This is a genomic window from Pseudomonas sp. PS02288 (assembly GCF_029959715.1).
GTDB lineage: Bacteria > Pseudomonadota > Gammaproteobacteria > Pseudomonadales > Pseudomonadaceae > Pseudomonas_O > Pseudomonas_O kuykendallii.
Genome location: NZ_JASCPA010000072.1, coordinates 1 through 19,308, shown reverse-complemented (window position 1 = coordinate 19,308; position 19,308 = coordinate 1). Strand labels below are relative to the sequence as shown.

At 67.3% G+C, this 19,308-nt stretch carries 15 protein-coding genes and 1 tRNA gene; 5 read left to right on the top strand and 11 right to left on the bottom strand.

Annotated features, from left to right (window positions below):
- From QMX85_RS21055 to QMX85_RS21040, 4 genes are all read right to left on the bottom strand, one after another.
- Positions 1 to 3,003, bottom strand: a 3,003-nt coding sequence (locus QMX85_RS21055) for a hypothetical protein (RefSeq protein ID WP_282344173.1), incomplete at its 3' end; no start/stop codon positions are given.
- Between the two features lie 453 nt (positions 3,004 to 3,456).
- Complete coding sequence (locus QMX85_RS21050) at positions 3,457 to 5,808, bottom strand: TonB-dependent receptor (RefSeq protein ID WP_282344170.1); 2,352 nt, start codon at positions 5,806 to 5,808, stop codon at positions 3,457 to 3,459.
- Positions 5,792 to 8,173, bottom strand: coding sequence for a 7TM-DISM domain-containing protein (locus tag QMX85_RS21045; RefSeq protein ID WP_282344169.1), 2,382 nt, complete (start codon positions 8,171 to 8,173; stop codon positions 5,792 to 5,794). Before QMX85_RS21045 ends, QMX85_RS21050 begins: the two co-directional genes overlap by 17 nt.
- A complete protein-coding gene (locus QMX85_RS21040; protein WP_282344168.1) occupies positions 8,170 to 8,973 on the bottom strand; it encodes a helix-turn-helix domain-containing protein in 804 nt (267 codons plus the stop codon). The genes QMX85_RS21045 and QMX85_RS21040 overlap by 4 nt, the downstream gene beginning before the upstream one ends.
- A 242-nt stretch (positions 8,974 to 9,215) precedes the next feature.
- On the opposite strand from QMX85_RS21040, the gene QMX85_RS21035 reads away from it, so the two are divergent.
- The gene (locus QMX85_RS21035; RefSeq protein ID WP_282344167.1) at positions 9,216 to 10,190 is read left to right on the top strand and encodes a LysR family transcriptional regulator; all 975 of its coding nucleotides are present in this window, start codon (positions 9,216 to 9,218) and stop codon (positions 10,188 to 10,190) included.
- A 53-nt stretch (positions 10,191 to 10,243) separates the two neighbouring features.
- On the opposite strand, the gene QMX85_RS21030 is transcribed toward QMX85_RS21035, so the two are convergent.
- Positions 10,244 to 11,113, bottom strand: coding sequence for a helix-turn-helix transcriptional regulator (locus QMX85_RS21030; RefSeq protein ID WP_282344166.1), 870 nt, complete (start codon positions 11,111 to 11,113; stop codon positions 10,244 to 10,246).
- A gap of 98 nt (positions 11,114 to 11,211) precedes the next feature.
- Here QMX85_RS21030 and QMX85_RS21025 point away from each other — a divergent pair, with 98 nt between their 5' ends.
- Entirely contained in the window at positions 11,212 to 12,141 is a 930-nt protein-coding gene (locus QMX85_RS21025) for an SDR family oxidoreductase (RefSeq protein ID WP_282344164.1), read from the top strand.
- Between the two features lie 76 nt (positions 12,142 to 12,217).
- On the opposite strand, the gene QMX85_RS21020 is transcribed toward QMX85_RS21025, so the two are convergent.
- The 4 genes from QMX85_RS21020 to dapA form a co-directional block, all read right to left on the bottom strand.
- Positions 12,218 to 12,307 (bottom strand) — tRNA-Ser (locus QMX85_RS21020).
- Between the two features lie 99 nt (positions 12,308 to 12,406).
- Complete coding sequence (locus tag QMX85_RS21015; RefSeq protein WP_090228029.1) at positions 12,407 to 13,273, bottom strand: phosphoribosylaminoimidazolesuccinocarboxamide synthase; 867 nt, start codon at positions 13,271 to 13,273, stop codon at positions 12,407 to 12,409.
- 105 nt (positions 13,274 to 13,378) lie between these two features.
- Positions 13,379 to 14,488 (bottom strand): outer membrane protein assembly factor BamC, encoded by a 1,110-nt coding sequence (gene bamC, locus QMX85_RS21010; protein ID WP_282344160.1) that lies wholly within the window; start codon positions 14,486 to 14,488, stop codon positions 13,379 to 13,381.
- Between the two features lie 17 nt (positions 14,489 to 14,505).
- Complete coding sequence (gene dapA / locus QMX85_RS21005) at positions 14,506 to 15,384, bottom strand: 4-hydroxy-tetrahydrodipicolinate synthase (protein WP_090228034.1); 879 nt, start codon at positions 15,382 to 15,384, stop codon at positions 14,506 to 14,508.
- Between the two features lie 167 nt (positions 15,385 to 15,551).
- Here dapA and QMX85_RS21000 point away from each other — a divergent pair, with 167 nt between their 5' ends.
- On the top strand, positions 15,552 to 16,109 hold the full coding sequence (locus tag QMX85_RS21000; protein WP_090228037.1) for a glycine cleavage system protein R: 558 nt from the start codon (positions 15,552 to 15,554) through the stop codon (positions 16,107 to 16,109).
- A 13-nt stretch (positions 16,110 to 16,122) separates the two neighbouring features.
- Positions 16,123 to 16,593 carry a peroxiredoxin gene (locus tag QMX85_RS20995; RefSeq protein WP_282344155.1) on the top strand — a complete coding sequence of 157 codons (471 nt, stop codon included), beginning with the start codon at positions 16,123 to 16,125 and terminating at the stop codon, positions 16,591 to 16,593.
- A gap of 46 nt (positions 16,594 to 16,639) precedes the next feature.
- On the opposite strand, the gene QMX85_RS20990 is transcribed toward QMX85_RS20995, so the two are convergent.
- The gene (locus QMX85_RS20990; protein ID WP_282344153.1) at positions 16,640 to 16,891 is read right to left on the bottom strand and encodes a sulfurtransferase TusA family protein; all 252 of its coding nucleotides are present in this window, start codon (positions 16,889 to 16,891) and stop codon (positions 16,640 to 16,642) included.
- 113 nt (positions 16,892 to 17,004) lie between these two features.
- Between QMX85_RS20990 and QMX85_RS20985 the strand changes: the two genes are divergently transcribed.
- A complete protein-coding gene (locus tag QMX85_RS20985) occupies positions 17,005 to 18,438 on the top strand; it encodes a M48 family metalloprotease (RefSeq protein ID WP_282344151.1) in 1,434 nt (477 codons plus the stop codon).
- Positions 18,439 to 18,483: 45 nt separating this feature from the next.
- On the opposite strand, the gene nadA is transcribed toward QMX85_RS20985, so the two are convergent.
- On the bottom strand, positions 18,484 to 19,308 hold an 825-nt coding region (gene nadA, locus QMX85_RS20980), incomplete at its 5' end, for a quinolinate synthase NadA (RefSeq protein WP_282344149.1).

The window sequence follows — 19,308 nt, the reverse complement described above, 5'->3', positions numbered from 1 at the left end:
TATGATGTCGTTCACCGTGCCGGTGACGGCCATGGCCACGGCGACGGTGACGGTGCAGCGCGCCCCCGCGGCCAGGCTGGCGCCGGCAAGCGACAGGCTGGTCGCGCCCGGTGCGGCGCTGACCACGCCACCCGGGCAGGTGGTGGAGGCATTCGCCACGCTGGCGATGCGCTCGCCGGTCGGCGTGCCGCCGGCGAGGCCGTTGCTGGTGAAGTAGTTGTTCAGCGCCAGGTCGCTGAGGTCCAGGCTGCCGGTGTTGGCCAGGCTGATCACCAGTTGGGTGGTCGCCCCCGGCGCGGCGATGCTCGCCTGCGCGTGGTTGACGCCGACCGTGACCTGGCCGCCGCTGGCGTTCTGCAGCGTCGCGCTGATCGGCGCGACGTTCTGCACGCCGCCGGACGCGGTCAGTTGGCCGGGCGCGATGCGGTTGACCCAGTTGCCGCTGCCGGTGGCGATCACGTCGAACAACAGGTCGCAGCTGCCGGTTGGAATGCGCGCGCCGCTCAGGCTGACGCGGCTGGCGCCCGCCGCGGCGACGACGCTCGGCGCACCGTCGCAGGTGGAATAGGCGTTCGCCGGCGTGGCGACGACCATCCCGCTGGGCAGGTCGTCGACCACTGCGACGTTGTCCAGCACGCCCGGCTGGTTGTTGCTCAGGCGCACGGTGACGGTGGAACGGCCGCCCGACTGCACGCGCGCCGGGGCGAACGACTTGGCGCCGCTCAGCGCCGACTCGAAGTTCAGCGTGGCATTCACCGGGCCGGGGCTGGCGATGCTGCGCACCAGGCCGCTGGCCGTGGTTTCGCTGCCCTGCGCCGCGCCTGCCGGCAGGCTGTTCTGGTAGCTGCCGGCACTACCGGTGACGTTCACCGTGACCGTGCAGCGCCCGGCGTCGCCCTGCCCGTTGTCGGCCCGCGCCGGGACCGTCGCACCGCTGAGGGCGATGCGCTCGCTGCCGGGAACCGCCACCAGGCTGCCGCCACAGGTGGTCGACGCGTTGTTCGGCGTGGCCACCTGCATCGGCGTGTCGTTGCTGCCCAGCGGCAGGTTGTCGAGCAGGCTCGCCGCGGTGATCGGCTTCGCCGACAGGTTGACCAAGCTGAGCGTCAGGGTAACGGCGCTGCCTTCCGCCGCGCTGCTGCTGGCGAAGGCCTTCTCCACCGCCAGCGTGCTGTTGCTGACGCTGTAGCTGGCGCTGGTTTCGCTGTGGTTGCAGATGCCGCCGGGCGCGCACACGCCGCCGGACGGAATCTCGTTGCGGATGGTCGCGCCGGCGCTGGCGCCCTCGGGCACCATCGCCCAGAAACCCACGGTGCACTGCGCCGGATTCGGCCCCGTGCCCGCCGCCAGGTCGAAGGTGAACACCGGGTCGGTGGCACTGCCGCCGACGCTCAGGCTGTCGGCGATGCAGCCGGTGCCGCTGAGCGCGGGCGCCGGGAAGCCTGGCTGGCCGAGCAGCGTCATGCCGTCCGGCAGCCTGTCGGTCAGCGCCACGCCGTTCTGCACCTGGCTCGAGTAGTTGCTGGTGCGCACGGTGAAGTACACCGGGTTGCCGGGCGCGACCACGCTCGGGCTGCTGGTCTTGGACACGGTGAACTGGTCGTAGACGGTGACCGTGCTGCTCGCGGCCTGGCTGAACACGCCGCCGGGGCTGGTCACCGGCACGCCGCCGGCCGGGATGCTGTTGGTGAAGGTCTGCGAAGTACCGGGGGTATCCAGGGTCGCGGTGTAGGGCACGGTTATCCGGCAGTTGCTGTTGGCGTTCAGCGTGCCGCCGCTGAAGGTCAGGGTCTGCGAGCCGTTGCCGGCGAGGCCGCTGAGCGTCGAGCCGCCGGTACACACGGCGGTGGGCGCGCCGCTGATCTGCAGGCCGCTGGCGGCGCCGTCGATGTCATCGGCGAAAGCCCCCAGTTGCAGCGCGCTCAGCGGGCTGGCGTTGGTCAGGGTGATGGTCAGCGTGGATTGCTGGCCGGCGGCGATGGTGGCCGGGCTGAAGCTCTTGGCGACCCGCAGCGGCGCGGTGACCGTGAGGTTGGCGGTGGCGTTCTGGCTGGGCACCAGGCCACGCTGGTTGGCGAAGTCGGTGCTGCGGTTGATGACGTTGGAAAGCGAGGTCTGGTAGGCGTTGTCGACGCCCTCGGCCACCACCATCACGCTGAGTTCGCAGACCGAGCTGGCGGGCACGCTGCCGCCGACGGCGAGCAGCGTGGTGGCGCCGGCCGCCGGCGCGAAGGTCGGCGGTGTGCTGCCGCAGTTGATCTGCACGGCCGGAGTGGCGGCCACGCGCAGGCCGCTGGGCAGCGTATCGCGCAGGCCGAACGCCGGGCTGTCGCCAGCGCCGTTGAGCGGCAATGGCTGGTTCGCGTTGTTGGTGATGCGCAGGGTCAGCCGGCTCGGCTGGTCGGCGCGGACCACGCTGTTCGGGCTGAACGCCTTGCTCAGCGACGGCGCCTGGAGGCTGAGGAAGTTCAGCGACTGCTCGGCGCGGTCGGCGTTGCTGACCGTGGCGCCGGCGTGCTGGCCGCTCACCGAACCGGCGGCGAGCACGTTGGCCTGGCTGCCGGCGACACTGGAGGTCACTTCGACGACGATGTCGCAGCGGCCGGCGACGCTGCCGCCGTTGCGTGGCGGGATGACGCCGTTGGCGAGGACGATCTGGTTGCTGCCAGGCGTGGCGCCGAGGGTGCCGGAAAACGCCACGCTCGCGCCGTTGCCGTCGACGCAGGTCGCGCTGCGCAGGCCGCCGGCGGCCACGCGGAAGCCATTGGGCAGGGCATCGGTGAAGGCGACATCGGTGATGTCGCCGTTCACGAAGTTGTTCGTCAGCCGGATCAGGAAGGCATCGGTGTCGCCGACGTAGCGGGTGCCCTCGTAGCCCGGCGCGCGGCTCTTGCTGACACCGAGGTCGGCCAGCGCGGCGCCAGGCAGGAGGCCCGCGGCGAAGAAAGAACATCCGAGTCCAACCCGCAACAGGCGGGCCGCCATTCCTGGACGAAACATCATAGTGAAACCCTGCGTCTGGTTTTCCGGCCAGAAAACCAATGCGCAGCGCTCCACTGCGAACCACGGTTCGCACGTCTCCCCGGTAAACGAAGCCGCCCGGCCAACAGCACCGGATGCGGAGCACGCTCATTGTTTTTTCTGATTAGGTGCTCGGCGAAGCGAGTCGCCGAGGGTGCGCAAGATCGTTGAGCGGGGTCAGCCCAACAAGGCGCCGGAGGTGAAAACAGGGTTGCGTGAAACGCAGGCCCGATACCGTCGAGCAAAAGCCGAGGCGTGCCCTTCCCGCCCCAAGAATTGAGAGATTATTCTTTCAGATCAATAACATGGAAGAGAGATGGAAAACGCCCGACGGCTTTGCCTGACGGCGGGACTCTCAGGCGCCCGGAGGCGAGTCAGTCGTCGGGCGCGCGGCAACGCGGCGAACCAATGCTCCCGATGGCGGTATCGCCGAGGCTAGAAGCGCACCCGCACAGTCATCCCCGCGCTACGCGGATCGCCCACCAGAACGCCGTAGTCGCCGGCGCCCAGCAGCGAATAGACCGCCGTCACGTAGTGGCTGTCGAACAGGTTGTGCACCCAGCCTTCGACGTCCCAGCGCCGGTCCGCGCGGCGCAGGCCGACGCGCAGGTCGGTCAGGCTGTAGCTCGGCTGGTAGCTGCCCTCGCCGCCTTCGAGGGTGCCGTAGTAGCCCGTGCGCAGGCTGTAGGCCACCCCGCCATAGGCCTCCAGCGCCGCCGCCAGCGGGTGGCTGTAGTCCAGGCCGGCGCTGAGGTTCCACTCCGGCGCGTTGTACAGCCGCTCGCCGGACAGGTCGCAGTGCGTTTTGCCGGACGCCGGCGCGCAGGGCGCGTTGGCGAATTCGCGATAGCGCGCATCGCTCCACGCCAGTCCCAGGCGCAACTCCAGGCGCGGGCGCAGCAGCCAGCTGGAATCCACCTCCACCCCGCGCAGGCGTACCTTGCCGACGTTGATCAGGTTGTCCCGCAGCGGCGGTGCGAACAGCGTGGCCGGGGGGCTGTAGGTGAGCGCCTGGTAGTCGTCGACATCGGTCTGGTAGAGCGAAACCCCGAGCAGCGCCCGACCCTCCCAGAAGCGCGCCTTGACCCCGGCTTCCAGCGAGGTCGCCCGCTCGGTGCCGAAGGTGGGCTGGCTGTTGGGGCCGATCACGTCGAAGTTGATGCCGCCGGCCTTGTGCCCGCGCGACCAGCTGGCGTAGGCCAGCAGCGTGTCGCTGAAGCGATAGCTCAGGCCGAACAGCCCGGAAAGGTCGCCCTCGTCGACCACATCCTCGCGGTAGTAGTCGCCGCCCAGGGCGATGTCGCGCAACAGCTGGCCGCCCAGTTGCAGCGGCAGCGGCAGACCGTCCAGCGGCGCCAGCCCGTCGACCTCGCGGGAAATCCAGCCGTCCTTGCGCTCGCGGTCGTAGCGCAGGCCGAGGGTGGCCTCGAGTTTTTCCAGCGGGCGCCAGGACAACTGGCCGAACACCGCCCCGCTGCGGCCGCGCTGGCGCCCGTCGAAGTGCTGGCGCGCGCCGTCGAGCAGCGCGGCGGGAATCTGCGACGGGTCGCTGATCGGCAGGTTGAACGGCGGTCCGCCGATCGCGCCCAGTTGATCGCCGGCGAAGAACGCCGCCGCATCCTTGCCGAAGGCCACCTCGCTGCTGCGATCCAGGCGCTGTTGCAGGTAATGCGCGCCCAGCACGAAATCCGTCCGTTCGTTCAGCTCGCCGGCCAGGCGCAGCTCCTGGCTGAACTGGCGATGGTCCAGCCCGGTGCCCGCCTGCGCCACCGACAGCGCGGTACTGTCGCCGTCGCGCTGGTCGTGGAAATCCCAGCGGCGATAGGCGCTGATGCTGGTGAGGCGCAGCGACTCGGAAAGCGCCCAGTCCATCTGCAGGGAAACGCCACTCTGCAGGGTGTCGGAGCGCACCGGATCGTTCTGCTTCACGTCCCGTGCATAGGGATCGATGGCCGGCAGCGCGTAGTTCATGAAGGCCGCGCGCTGGCGTGTCTGCTCGCTGTAATGCGCCGGCGACAGGGCGTTGCCGTCCTCGCGCTGGCGGCCGTACTCGCCGATCAGGCGCGCGCTGAAGAGGTCGTCGGGCGTCCACAGCAACTGCCCGCGCACGCCGCGGCTGCCGATGTCGTTGATCGACTCGCCGTTGTAGAGGTTCTCCACCTGGCCATCGCGGGCGTCGTCGAAAGCGCTCAGCCGGCCGGCCAGCACGCCGGGCAACAACGGGCCGGAAAGGCTGCCGCGGTATTCGCGCAGGCCGTCGCCACCGAGACGGCTCTCGGCCGCGCCTTCGAAGTCCTGGGTCGGCGCACGGGTGGTGATGTTCAGCGCCCCCGCCGTGGTGTTCCGACCGAACAGCGTGCCTTGCGGCCCGCGAAGCACTTCGATCTGCTCGACGTCCAGCAACTCGCTGAAGACCATGCCCGGACGCCCCAGGTAGACGCCGTCGACGAATACACCGACGCTGCCGTCCAGGCCGTCGTTGTAGGCCGTGGCGCCGAACCCGCGCAGCCCCAGGCCCATGTAGCGCCCGCTGTGGCCGGAGACGACCAGGCCGGGAGCCCGTTGCTGGACATCCTTGAGGCGATGCAGGCCCTGCTGATCCAGAGTCTCGCCGTCCAGCGTGGTCAGCGACACCGGCACCTGCTCGGCCACCTCGTCGACGTAGCGCGCGCCGACCGTCACCGGGTCGAGCGCCAGCGGCTCGGCGAGCACCGGCGACGCCGTCAGCAGCAGCGGCCATGCGCGCCGCCACAGCGGCGCCCTCACGCGCTCAGGAAACCGCCGCATGCAGCCTCCGCCCGATCAACTCGTCGATGGTGCGCAGCAACTCGGCGGTATCCGAGGGTTTGAGCAGACAGGCGTCGAAGTCCAGCCGCTCGGAGAAACCTGCCGGGCGCTGCGCCGGGGCCGCCGAGTAGAGCAGCGCCGGCAGGCGCGGCCAACCCACGCGCAGGGCGCGCAGCAAGGCCCAGCCGTCCATGCGCGGCATGCTCTGGTCGCACAGCACCAGGTCGAAGGGTTCCTCGCGCAGACGTTCCAGGGCTTGCTCGCCATCCGCCGCGGATTGCGTCTCGAAGCCATAGCCTTCGAGCAGGTCGCACAGCCACTCGCGATTCATCGCCACGTCGTCCACCACCAGCACGCGCCGTCCGGCGCCGCTCACGGCGCCGGCGAAGCTCTCGCCGAACATGGCGTCGAGGTCGTCCTCGCTGGCCGGTTGCAGGTCGAGCGCGAAGGTGAAGCGGCTGCCGCGCGGCTCGGCGCGCTCGATCCGCAGTTCGCCGCCCATCACACCCAGCAGCTGAGCGACGATCGACAGGCCGAGCCCCGAGCCTTCGTAGTGCGTGGCGTTGTGCCCGCGGCGAAACGGTTGCAGCAGCTTGTCGCGCTCCGCCGGATCGATGCCGATGCCGTTGTCGGTGACGCTGAAGCGCAGGCGTGCGCGGCCGTCCGCGGCGCCCGGCTGGCCGCTCACCTCGAAGCGGATCAGGCCGTCGCGGGTGAACTTCGCCGCGTTACCGAGCAGGTTCATCACCACCTGGCGCAGGCGCCGGAAGTCCGCGTGCACCAGCGCGGGCAGTTGCCCGACGGTGACGAATTCCAACCGGTTGCCACGGCGCGCGGCGAGGAAACGCCCCTCCTCCGCCAGCTCGTTGAGGAAGGCGTGCAGGTAGCCGGGCGCCTCGAGCAGTTCCATCTGCTGCAACTGCCCCTGGGAGAACTCCAGCAGTTCGTCGATCAGGCCCATCTGGTAGCGGGCGTTGCGCTCGATGTTCAGCGAGTAGTCGTTGCCCCGGGGCGCCTGCCGCAGCAGCCGGGCGTAATCGATGATGCTCGCCAGCGGCGCGCGCAGGTCGTGGCTGATCCGTGCCAGCAGGGAGCCGCGCGCATGCAGCGCTTCGCGCAGCTGCGCCGTGCGCAGCGTCACCCTGTGTTCCAGCTGCTCCTGGCTGGCTTCGAGGGCCTGCTGCGCGCGGCGTTCACGGTTGCGCCCGCGGCCCACTTCCATCACCAGCGTGCCGACCAGGAGCAGCACGCCCGGCAGGGCCGAGGACAGGCTGTAGCGGTACTCGACGGACTGCCAGGGCACCTGCTGCAGCTCGAACACGTAGCGCACCAGAAACTGCAGCAGGTACGCCGAGGTCACCAGCCAGGCCAGCCAGGTGTGGCGAATCCCCCGCCAGTGGCCGGCGAGCAGCGTCGCCGGCAGCAGCGCGTAGATGCAGAACGCCAGGCAGGCGTCGGCGATGCGGCTGCCTAGCACCGGATCGGAAACCAGCCAGCAGAGGCGTCCCGCACAGTAGCCGAGCAGCACCAGGGCGAACGCGGCGTCCCAGTAGCGCGGCAGTCGACGCACCTGCAGCAGTTCGCGAACGTAGGCGAGGAAGGCCAGCTGCGCGATGCAGGCGACCAGCACCAGCACGCCGCGAAACCAGGGCAACGCGGCGGGCCAGTAGATCAGGTAGCCGCTGATCAGGCAGGCCAGGGCGATATAGGAGAACACCGCGCCGGCATGCAGGATCAGCAGCCGCGAACGCAGCATCCAGCCGACCACCACGCTGAACGGCGCCAGCAACAGGACGATGCCCAGGGTCAGGCCATCCTCCAGATAGATCGCCTGGCGTTCCTCCAGCAGCGGCAGGTCAGGCCAGAGCGTCGGGCTGAGCAGCAGCGGCGCGCCACCGCTGACGCGGATCAGCACCACGGCGTATTCGCCCGCCTCCAGCGTGAGCGGGAACAGCGGCTGACGCTGGACCACCGGCCATTCGCTCAGCGGGTGAGCACTGCCGGCGACGAAGCGCTGCCAGGCGCCGTTCCGGCGCACGTGCACCTGGATGTCCTCGAGCCGCGGCGCGCCGACGCTGAGCCAGCGCGAGCAGCTTTCCGCTCCGGGATTCACCAACGCCAGGCGCATCCAGAACACGGAACGGGTGTAGCCCTTCTCAGGCCAGGTCGTGCTGGCCGGACGAAAGTTGACCTCCGCCAGACGCCCGACCTCGTCGATGCTGGCGCGGCCGCTGACGTCCTCGTAGAGGCCCACGCGCGGCAGCAGGGCGACCTTGGCCTCCTGGCACAGTTGCAGCGCCGCGAGCGCCGGCTCGGCACCCAGCGCAGCCAGCAGCACCAGTGCAGCGAACAGCAGCCGCCTCACCGAGGCTCGGCCCTCTCCACCGCCGCATTGCCCTGGAGCGTGCGGCGAAAGCCGCTGGGTGTGGTGCCGGTGCGCTCGCGGAACGCCGTGGTGAAATTGCAGGCGCTGCGGAAACCGAGCAGGTCGGCGATGTCCTGAATGCTCATCGAGCCCTCGGCGAGCAGCTCCTGCGCGCGCCGCAGGCGCACCTCGCGGATGTAGGCGAACACGGTGGTGTCCAGACGCTCGCGGAAGATCCCGGAGAGGCGTTTGTCGTGGGTGCCCACCTTGCGCGCGATCTCGCCCAGCGAGGGCAGCTCGCCGAGGTTCTGCTCGATGAAACGCATCGCCGCGAGCAGGACGACCTGCTCCGCCTCCACGCCTTCCGGGCTCTCCGCCGTCGGTGGCTGTTGTGGCGTGCGCCAGGTGAGCTGCAGGTGGATGCGGATGCGCGCCAGCACCTCGGCCGGCTCGCAGGGCTTGAGCACGTAGTCGACCCCGCCGAGCTGCAACCCTTCCAGACGCTCCTCCACCGCGCCGGCGGAAGACAGGAAGATCACCGGGGTGCGCTGCGTGGCGGGCGCCTCGCGCAGCAGCCGGCACAGCGTGAAGCCATCCATCTGCGGCATCCGCACGTCGAGCAGGATCAGGTCGGGACGCAGCGCCAGCGCGCGCTGATAGCCCTGCCGGGGATCGCTGGCGACGGTGATGCGCCAGGGCTGTGCGCGCAGCTGGACCAGCAGCGGCTGGATTTCCTCGGGAGTATCGTCGATGAGGAGAAGATGGGGCCGGTGTCCGCCTGTAGCACTTCGTACATTCATACTGCTCTGATCCCTGGCCTTCGATACCCTGCCACGCTGTTGCCGAGCAAGCCGCGCGCCCGCTACGGGGGCCGGAACTCGAAACGTCGCAGTGCGCATGCCGACTGCATTGCGGGCGACCACTCGTCCGCTACCGCCAACTTTCCTGTCTTCCGAACCGCGCCGGCAAAGGCAAAATCCCCTGCGGCAAAAGTCCGGAACAAAAGAGGGACGTAAGATAGCGCACTGGCAGTGGAGGAAAAATGAGCAAGCGTTCCGCGCAGAGCAACAGAGCGTCCCAATCTCAGTTACCGACGCCCGCCCTGACCGCCAGTTTGTTCGGCGATCTCTACTGGTACCTGCAGGTGGTCGAGGCCGGCAGCTTCTCCGGCGCGGCCGAGCGGACCGGGGTGGCGAAGTCCAGCCTGAGCCGGCGCGTCGCCCAGCTGGAACGGCAACTCGGTGTGCAATTGCTCAATCGCAACACGCGGCTGTTCGCCATGAGCACCGTGGGCGAGCAGGTCTATCGACATGCCCTGGACATGCTGGCGGCCGCCGAAGCCGCCCGGGAATGCGCGCTGAATGCCACCGGCACACCCGGCGGGCTGGTGCGCATCGGCGTTCCCAGCATTCTTTCCGACTGGACCCTGGAGTTGCTCGCGAGCTTCCGCGACACGCATCCGGCGGTGCAGTTCGCCTTGACCCTGCAGGACAACCCCGCCGAGCTGGTGAGCCAGCGCCTGGACCTTTCGCTGAGCCTCAACGACGTCCCCAAGGACAGCGCCGCCGTGGTGGCACGCCCGCTGGCGCTGCTGAAACGGGTAGTCGCCGGCAGCCCGGCGCTGCTCGACACACTCGGCCAGCCGCGCTCGCTCGCCGACGTGGAGGACGAGCATCTGCTCACTCTCGCCTCGCCCACCGGACTGATCTGGCAACTGCGTAGCGGCGCCCGCCAGATCCGCAACCCGGCGCTCAGCGCCGACAACACCCAGGCCCTGTTGCAGGGCGCCGGCGCGGGCCTCGGGCTGGCCTGCCTGCCGCTGTGCGCCTGCCTGCCGTCGCTGGAAAGCGGCGCGCTGCAACTGGCGTGCCAGGACGAAGGCCTGCCCTCCGCCACGCTCTACGCCCTCACCCCGCCGCACCGGGGCATCACCTCGACCGCACGAAAACTCATCGATCACATCCGCCAGGAACTCGCCAACCGCGAACGTCCGGGCGTGTCGGTGCTGTTCTCCTGACGCAGGCTTTCCTGGCTTTGACCGGGAGGGACTTTCGTTAGCGCGGAAATCCGCTAGGCGCCGGTCGTCGAAGACGCGACGTCGGCTACCGGCGCCGGCTGAAAGTCCTTCAGCAGCGCCCGAACGCGCTCGACATCGGCAAGCGTCGCCGGGTTGTAGACGATCATGCCGAGATCGGGGCGGCCATCCACGGCGAAACCGGAGTACTCCAGCTCGATCAGCCCCTGGCTGCCGTGGTGCAGGCGCTTGGTGCCCTCGCCATGGATGCGCACATCGTTGTCACGCCACAGCGCGGCGAACTCGGGGCTCTGCGAGCACAGCTCATCCACCAATTGGCCGACCTGCGACGTGGCCCCGGCACGCAAGGCATCGGCGCGAAACGCGCCCACGAGGAAGCGCGCCATGCCGGTCCAGCCGTCCTGCCGGGCGCGCGCGGCGGGGTTGCAGAACATCAGGCGCAGGATGTTGCGCTGCTCCGCCGGCAACCGGCCGTAATCGATGAACACCGCCGCCGCGGCGCGGTTCCACGCCAGCACGTCCCAGGCGGCGGTCCTGATAATTGCGGGGCTGTATTCGAACGTATCCAGCAGCCGCTGCAAGCGCGGCGTCACGCCCTCGGGGACGCGATAGACGACTTCCGGCGGATGGCCGAACGCGAGGAGGAACAGGTGCTCGCGCTCCGGCTCGGTCATCAGCAGGCTGGCGGCGATCCGGTTGAGCACCTCGGCCGACGGCGCACCGCCACGGCCCTGCTCGAGCCAGGTGTACCAGGTCGGGCTGATGCTGGCCCGCTGCGCTACCTCTTCGCGACGCAGCCCCGGCGTGCGACGACGCGCGCTGGAATAGCCGAAGTTCGCCGGGTCCAGGCGCGCCCGGCAGTCCTTCAGATAAGCCCCCAGACGCTGAACCGACGATTCGCTCATGCTCACCCTGTTAGTGTTCATACCCTGATAACGTCACGTCTTTTACCGGGTAAACACTACGCGCAGGCTGCTCGCTCCCGCAAAGAGAGAATTGCACCATGCGCGTATTCGTAACCGGTTCCACAGGCTTCATCGGCACCCAGATCGCCCGCGAATTGCTCGACGCCGGCCATCAGGTCCTCGGACTGACGCGCTCGGATTCCGGCGCTCGCGTCCTGCAGGCACTCGGCGCCGAGGTACACCGCGGTGATCTCGAAGACCTCGCCCGCCTGCGGCGCGGCGCCGAAGGGTGCGATGCGGTCATCCACACCGCCTTCGATCACGACTTCTCCCGCTTCGTCGCCAACTGCGAACAGGACGCCCGCGTGATAGCCGCCCTGGGCGCCGTGCTGGAAGGTTCGCAGCGCCCGCTGCTGATCACCTCGACCACTGCCGTGGGCTCCTCGACACCGGGGCAGAGCGCGGACGAGGACCACGCGGACCTCCATCACCCAAACCCCAGGGTCGCTTCGGAGCAGGCCGGGCACGCCCTGAGCCAGCGCGGGGTCAACGTCGTGGTGATGCGCCTGTCGCAGATACACGACCCGGTGCGGCAGGGTCTGGTCAGCTACGTCACGGATCTGGCGCGGGAGAAAGGCGTATCCGCCTACCTCGACGAAGGACTCAATCACTGGTCGGCCGCGCCCCTGAGCGATACCGCCCGCCTCTACCGCCTGGCCCTGGAAAACCACCAGCCCGGCGCCCGCTACCACGCCACCGCGGAGTCGGCCATCCGCTTCCGCGACATCGCCCAGACCATCGGCGACTGCCTCGGCGTGCCCACCCGTGCGCTGCGCGGCGAAGAAGCCGCGGCGCATTTCGGCTGGCTAAGCGCCTTCGTGGAAAAGGACATGAGCGCCTCCAGCCAGAAAACCCGCGAGCGCCTGGGCTGGCACCCGGCCGGACCAGGGCTGCTATCGGATGTGGCAGATTGTCTGGCGTCCTCGGACATAGCCTTCGGCGGAAAGCATCGGGACCATCGGTCTTAGAACTTCCCTAACGGAGCTCAAAAACAAAAACCCCTGGTTTCAGTCTTGAAATCAGGGGCTTCGTGCTTTTCATGTATGGCGGGAAGATAGGGATTTGAACCCTAGGAACTGTTGCCAGTTCAACGGATTTCGAATCCGTCCCGTTCGGCCACTCCGGCATCTTCCCAGCGGCGCGCATGATAGCAGCTCAGAACGTGTTGGCGAACCCCCGTGATGCGACTTTTTCAGTGCTTTCAGGTGGTTGCGCCATCCACTGGGATAAATTTCAGGCGGTGAGCTTGGTCAGGGCTTCGCGATACTTGTCGGCCGTCTTCTGCGCGACCTCGGCGGGCACCTGCGGCGCGGGTGGCTGCTTGTTCCAGCCGGTGGATTCCAGCCAGTCACGCACGAACTGCTTGTCGAAGCTCGGCGGGTTGGAGCCTTCGGCGTAGCTTTCCGCCGGCCAGAAGCGGCTCGAGTCCGGCGTGAGCACTTCGTCCATCAGGGTCAAGGTGCCGTCTTCGTCCAGGCCGAACTCGAACTTGGTGTCGGCGATGATGATGCCGCGGGTGGCGGCGTATTCGACGGCGGCGCTGTAGAGGGCGATGGCGGTCGCCCGCACCTTCTCGGCCAGGTCGGCGCCGATGATGGCCGCACACTGTTCGAAGGAAATGTTCTCGTCGTGATCGCCCAGGGCGGCCTTGGTGGACGGTGTGAAGATCGGCTCCGGCAGCTTGGACGCTTCCTTCAACCCGGCAGGCAACTGAATGCCGCACACCGTCCCGCTCTTCTGATACTCCTTCCAGCCCGAGCCGACGATGTAGCCGCGCACGATGGCTTCCACGGCGACCGGCTTGAGGCGTTTGGCGACGACCGAGCGGCCTTCCACCAGGGGCAGCTCTTCGGCGGGGACGACGTCCTCGACGCGATCGCCGGTGAAATGGTTGGGCACGATGCCGGCGAGCTTTTCGAACCAGAAGTTGGAAATCGAGGTGAGGATCTTGCCCTTGTCCGGGATCGGCTCGGAAAGGATCACGTCGAACGCCGACAGGCGATCGCTGGCGACCATCAGCATGCGCCCGGCGTCGATCTCGTAGAGATCGCGGACTTTTCCGGAGTAGATCTTCTTCAGGCTCAGGGTGGTCGCAGTCATGTCAGTTTTCCGCTCTATCAAACGAAAACAGGCGAAACCGAGGTTTCGCCTGTCGATTCAAACTCCAGAAACGCTCGCCAGGCCGTCAGGCCGCGCGAGCGACGATCAACCCAGGTTGTCCTGGATCAGACCGAGCACTCGACGGGCGATGTCGTCCGGAGCGACGGTGTCGATGTCTTTCTCCACCGATACCTGCACGCCATCGCCCACACGGGTCAGACGCACCTGGTAGCGCTCGGCGCGAGCATCTTCCTTTTCCTTGTCCGGTTTGCTGCCGAACAGGCGACCGAAGAAACCGGGTTTCTTCTCGTTGACCTGCGCACCTTCGGCCAGGTTGATGTAGTAGACACCCAGGCTGCGGTTGAGGTCGTCGACGCGTACGTCGCCGCTTTCCAGGGCGCGACCAACGCTGGACCAGGCACGGTCGAAATCGGCGCCGAGGCTGAGTACCGGGTTGCCGTTGCCGTCGTCGCTGAGGCTGATGCGGCTTGGCGCATCGAAGTCCCGCGCGGCGAGCAGAGAAACCGAGCCGCCCTGCTCGGCGCTGCTGGCCATGCTGGCGACCATCTGGTCGAGCAGCGCAGCTTCCAGCGCGGAGTTGCCCGGGCCGGTGGCGGGGAAACCGACGTCGGCGCTGCTGCCCGCGGGACGCGTGGCGCTGACCACGAAGACTTCGCTGGTGTTGCGCTGCACGCCCGGCTCGATCCGCACGCGCAGGCGGGTTTCGCTGTCAGGCGCGGCGTTCTTCAGGCTGGCGGCCACGGACGCCGAAAGCTCATCGGGGCGCTGCCATTCGGTGACGAATTCGCCGGTCTGCGGACGTTCCTGAGCGACGCGGAAGCCGTTGTTCTCGAAGAACTGGCGCGTGGTCGGCCAGACTTCGGCCGGATTGCGCTGCGCCACGAGCCAGCGCGATTCGCCGCTCTTCTGCAGGCTGAATTCGCTGACATCACCGCTGATAACCAGCGCCTGAGGCCTCGGTACGTCGTACTCGTCGGCAGGCTTGGCGTCGGCGACGTTGGCCGGCACCGGCAGCAGGGGATCGAGACGCTTGCTCTGTACGTCGGACGGCAGCTTCATGGGCGCCGTCTGGCGAGCTTCCAGGTAATCGCTACCACGGTCGCGGAAATAACCTTCTTTGCCCCAGATCCAGCCACAACCGCTGGTACTGGAAATGATCACGGCGAGTGCAGAGAGCCCGGCCAGTCGCTTCATGCGTAGTACTTCCTCAATTAAACCAATACGCCGGACTGACGCAGCGCTTGACGCAGCGGTTCGTGGCAACGCGGGCTGAGCCAGGTCAGCGGCAGACGGATGCCGTCGGCCATAAGCCCCATTTCGTTCAGGGCCCATTTCACCGGGATCGGGTTGGATTCGATGAACAGCGTCTTGTGCAGTGGCATCAGACGGTCATTGATGGCACGGGCAAGGGCGGCGTCGCCACGCATGGCGGCGGCGCAGAGCTCGCTCATGGCGCGCGGAGCGACGTTGGCGGTGACCGAGATGTTGCCGCGGCCACCCATCAGCATCAGCTCGACGGCAGTAGCGTCGTCGCCGGAATAGACCAGGAAGTCCTTGCCGACGCGATCGAGTACGTCCTGGCCGCGCTGCAGGTCGCCCGTGGCCTCCTTGATGCCGATGATGTTGGCTACCTTGGACAGGCGCTCGACCGTTTCCGGGAGCATGTCGCAGGCGGTACGGCCCGGCACGTTGTAGAGGATTTGCGGAATCGCCACCGACTCGGCGATCAGCCGGAAGTGCTGGTAAAGACCTTCCTGGGTCGGCTTGTTGTAGTACGGCGTTACCAGCAGGCAGGCATCCGCGCCGGCGTCCTTCGCCAGACCGGTCAGTTCGACCGATTCCCGCGTGGAGTTGCCACCGGTGCCGGCGATGACCGGAATCCGCCCATTCACCTGATCGACGACCCGACGAATGACTTCGACATGCTCGGAGACTTCCAGCGTGGCGGACTCACCGGTGGTGCCGACCGCGACGATGGCGTTGGTGCCCTCTTGCAGGTGGAAGTCCACCAGCTTGCCCAGGGCGTCCCAGTCCAGGCCACCTTGTGCATCCATGGGCGTGACCAGTGCCACCATACTGCCCGCAATCATGCAACCGCTCCTGCCGGAAAAAAGAGCGGTAATGGTACTGTCGCCACCTGCCCAGCACAAGCTGACCGCTGGGGCTGCAAGCATTCCCTCGGACCGCGCTTTTCGCTACCCTTCCGGCTTTGATCGGCGCGACAGGCGTCGCTCTCATCTCGCTCTAGGAAGGCTGCATGTCCACCCCGCCCGTTCGCGAACAATTTCTCGTCATCAGTGCTCTCGGCCCCAACCCCATGGAGCTGACCAACGTCCTGTGCCGCGCTACCCACGAGAACCGCTGCGCAGTATCCAGCTCGCGTCTGACCCGGCACGGCGAGTTCAGCTCGCTGATCCTCCAGGTGTCCGGCAGCTGGGATGCCCTGGCCCGTCTGGAAGGCAGCCTGGCCGCACTGGCCAAGCGTCATACCTTCACCATCAGCGTGATCCGCAGCGCCGCGCTGGAGCCGCGCCCACAGGCGTTGCCCTACGTGGCCTACGTCAGCGCGGCCTATCGTCCGGACATCCTCAACGAGCTCTGCCAGTTCTTCATCGACCACCGCGTCGAGCTGGAAAATCTCACCTGCGACACCTACGAGGCGCCGCAGACCGGCAGCACCATGCTCAATGCCACCATCACCGTGACATTGCCCGCCGGCACGCAGATCAGTTGGCTGCGCGATCAGTTCCTCGACTTCGCCGACGCGCTGAACCTCGACGCCCTGATCGAGCCATGGCGCCCACAGAACCCGTAAGTAAGGAAACCGCATGAGCGTTACCGTTGGAGAAGCCGTAGCCGATTTCAGCGCCGAGGCCACCGGTGGCCAGCGGGTCACCCTGTCCGCGCTGGCCGGTCGCCAGGTGGTCCTTTATTTCTATCCGAAGGACAGCACGCCGGGTTGCACCACCCAGGGCCAGGGTTTCCGCGACAGTCACGACGCGTTTCTTGCCGCCAACACGCTGGTCTTCGGCGTATCGCGCGACGGCATGAAATCCCACGAGAACTTCAAGGCCAAGCAGGGCTTTCCCTTCGAGCTGATCTCCGACAAGGACGAAGCGCTCTGCCAGCTGTTCGACGTGATCAAGCTGAAGAAGCTCTACGGCAAGGAGTACCTGGGCGTCGACCGCAGCACCTTCCTGATCGACAGGAACGGCGTGCTCAGACAGGAATGGCGTGGGGTGAAGGTTCCGGGCCACGTCGACGCCGTTCTCGCGGCCGCGCAGGCCCTGAGCGGCTGAGCCGAACGCGCATCCAGAAAGGCCGCCTCGCGCGGCCTTTTTTCATTCAGGCCTTGCGCAACCAGTAGCGGAAGAGGTCGCCCTCCACCTCTTCTTGTAACAGCGCATTCCCGGACAGGGACGCGAAGGTGCGGAAATCGCGCTGTGAGCCCGCGTCGGTAGCGGTCACCTTGAGCACCGCGCCGGAGGGCAGACGATTCAGCTCCAGCTTGGCCTTGAGCAACGGCAGCGGGCAGTTCAGCCCGCTGGCATCGAGTTCGGCATCGCAGGTCCCGGCCTGCCAGATAGCATCGTTCATGGTCGTATTCCTCTGAAGTGCCGGCAGATTACCCAAGCGACCCGACCCTGACCAGTTGGACGGCCGGACCGGCAGGCGGATACAGTAGGCCTTTGCCGTTTCGAGCCATGTGCATGAAAGTCCTGCGCCCTGCCCTGTTGACGCTCGCCTGTTTCCTCGCTGTTCCCGGCCATGCCGATGACCTGCCTTCCCTCGGCGATGCCAGTTCCTCCATCGTGTCCCCGGAACAGGAGTACCAGCTCGGCCGAGCCTGGCTGAGCCTGCTGCGCGGCCAGGTGCAGGCGCTTTCCGATCCGCAGTTGAAGGACTTCGTCGAGACCAGCGTCTACCGCCTTGCCGAAACCAGCGACCTGCAGGATCACCGGCTGGAGTTCATCCTGATCAAGGATGACCAGATCAACGCCTTCGCCGCGCCCGGCGGAATCATCGGGGTCAACGGCGGGCTGTTCCTGCATGCCGAGACCGAAGGCGAGTACGCCGGCGTGCTCGCCCACGAACTTGGCCACCTCATCCAGCGCCACTTCGCACGCGGCATCGAGGCGCAGCAGCGCATGCAGCTGCCGATGATGGCAGCGATGCTCGCCGGCATAGTCGCGGCCGTCGCCGGCGCCGGTGACGCTGGCATGGCCGCCATCGCCAGCACCCAGGCGGCGGCGATCCAGAGTCAGCTGCGCTTCTCCCGGCAGAACGAAGAGGAAGCCGACCGCGTCGGCGTGGTCAATCTGGAACGAGCCGGGTACGACCCGCGCTCGATGCCGAGCATGTTCGAACGGCTCGCCCGGCAGTACCGCTACACGCAGAACCCGCCGGAATTCCTCCTGACCCACCCGGTTACCGAATCGCGCATCGCCGACACCCGGAACCGAGCCGAAAACTATCCGGCGGGCGGCAAGGAAGACAGCCTGACCTATCAACTGATGCGCGCCCGGGTTCAGCTGATGTTCGAGAGCACCCCGGGAATCGCCACCAAGCGCTTCCGCGCGCTGCTCGAGGAGAATCCGCAACGGGATGCCGCCCGTTACGGTCTGGCCCTCGGCCTGACGAAAAGCGGACAGCAGGACGAGGCACGCAGCATCCTCAAGGCGCTGCTGGCCAAAGACCCGAACAACGTCTCCTACAACCTCGCGCAGGTCGACCTGGACGTTGCCGCGAATCGCCTGAACGACGCCCAGGCGCGCCTTGACCGGCTGTCAGCCATCTACCCGAACAACTTCCCCCTGAAGCAGGCCCGCACCGACCTGCTGCTCAAGCAGAACCATCCAGACCAGGCGGAAACCCTGCTCAATACGCTGCTGAAGAGCCGCCCGCACGACCCGGACATCTGGTACCAGGTCGCGGAAGTGCGCGGCATGGTGGGCAACACCATCGGCCTGCACGAAGCCCGCGCGGAGTATTTCGCGCTGGTGGGCGATTACGACCAGGCGATCGAGCAGCTGGACTTCGCCAAGCGACGGGCCAGCAGCAACTTCCCGCTGGCTTCGCGGATCGACGCACGCCAGCGCGCCCTGATCGAAGAGAAGAGAACCGTCGAGCAGATGATGCGCTGACAAAAAAGCCCGCCGATTGGCGGGCTTTTTCGTTGTCGCGGTCGCTCAGGCGTTGCCGGCCAGCGCCAGTCGCGCGGCCTGGGTGAAGTCCAGCATGCGCTTGAGCGGCTTCACCGCGCGCGGCACCAGGGCCGGGTCGACGAAGATCTCGTTGCTGCCCTCGCGCAGCCCCTTGAGCGTGCGCTCCAGCGTATTCATCGCCATCCAGGGGCAGTGCGCGCAACTGCGGCAGGCGGCACCGTTGCCAGCCGTGGGGGCCTCGATGAAGGTCTTGCCGGGGCACAACTGCTGCATCTTGTAGAAGATGCCGCGATCGGTCGCGACGATGAACGTCGAGTTGGGCAGGGTTTGCGCGGCCTTGATCAACTGGCTGGTCGAACCTACCGCATCGGCCAGGGCGATCACCGATTCCGGCGACTCCGGATGGACCAGGATCGCCGCGTCGGGATACAACGCCTTCATGTCTTCGAGCTGTTTGGATTTGAACTCCTCGTGGACGATGCAGGCACCGTCCCAGAGCAGCATGTCGGCACCGGTCTCGCGCTGGATGTAGCGGCCAAGGTGCTTGTCGGGCGCCCAGAGGATCTTCTCGCCGTTGTCCATCAGGCCCTCGACGATCTCCAGCGCACAACTGGAAGTCACCACCCAGTCGGCACGCGCCTTCACCGCCGCCGAGGTATTGGCGTAGACAACCACGGTGCGCTCGGGATGCTGGTCGCAAAACGCCGAGAAGTCGTCCACCGGGCAACCCAGGTCCAGCGAACAGGTCGCCTCGAGCGTCGGCATCAGCACGCGTTTTTCCGGGTTGAGAATCTTCGCGGTCTCGCCCATGAACTTGACCCCGGCCACCACCACGGTGGTGGCCGGATG

What these genes read in the sequence shown, in the direction of transcription:
- QMX85_RS21050 (WP_282344170.1), bottom strand. Translation starts at nt 5,808, where the DNA reads ATGCGGCGGTTTCCTGAGCGCGTGAGGGCGCCGCTGTGGCGGCGCGCA.
- QMX85_RS21040 (WP_282344168.1), bottom strand. Translation starts at nt 8,973, where the DNA reads ATGAATGTACGAAGTGCTACAGGCGGACACCGGCCCCATCTTCTCCTC.
- QMX85_RS21035 (WP_282344167.1), top strand. Translation starts at nt 9,216, where the DNA reads ATGAGCAAGCGTTCCGCGCAGAGCAACAGAGCGTCCCAATCTCAGTTA.
- QMX85_RS21030 (WP_282344166.1), bottom strand. Translation starts at nt 11,113, where the DNA reads ATGAGCGAATCGTCGGTTCAGCGTCTGGGGGCTTATCTGAAGGACTGC.
- QMX85_RS21025 (WP_282344164.1), top strand. Translation starts at nt 11,212, where the DNA reads ATGCGCGTATTCGTAACCGGTTCCACAGGCTTCATCGGCACCCAGATC.
- QMX85_RS21015 (WP_090228029.1), bottom strand. Translation starts at nt 13,273, where the DNA reads ATGACTGCGACCACCCTGAGCCTGAAGAAGATCTACTCCGGAAAAGTC.
- bamC (WP_282344160.1), bottom strand. Translation starts at nt 14,488, where the DNA reads ATGAAGCGACTGGCCGGGCTCTCTGCACTCGCCGTGATCATTTCCAGT.
- dapA (WP_090228034.1), bottom strand. Translation starts at nt 15,384, where the DNA reads ATGATTGCGGGCAGTATGGTGGCACTGGTCACGCCCATGGATGCACAA.
- QMX85_RS21000 (WP_090228037.1), top strand. Translation starts at nt 15,552, where the DNA reads ATGTCCACCCCGCCCGTTCGCGAACAATTTCTCGTCATCAGTGCTCTC.
- QMX85_RS20995 (WP_282344155.1), top strand. Translation starts at nt 16,123, where the DNA reads ATGAGCGTTACCGTTGGAGAAGCCGTAGCCGATTTCAGCGCCGAGGCC.
- QMX85_RS20990 (WP_282344153.1), bottom strand. Translation starts at nt 16,891, where the DNA reads ATGAACGATGCTATCTGGCAGGCCGGGACCTGCGATGCCGAACTCGAT.
- QMX85_RS20985 (WP_282344151.1), top strand. Translation starts at nt 17,005, where the DNA reads ATGAAAGTCCTGCGCCCTGCCCTGTTGACGCTCGCCTGTTTCCTCGCT.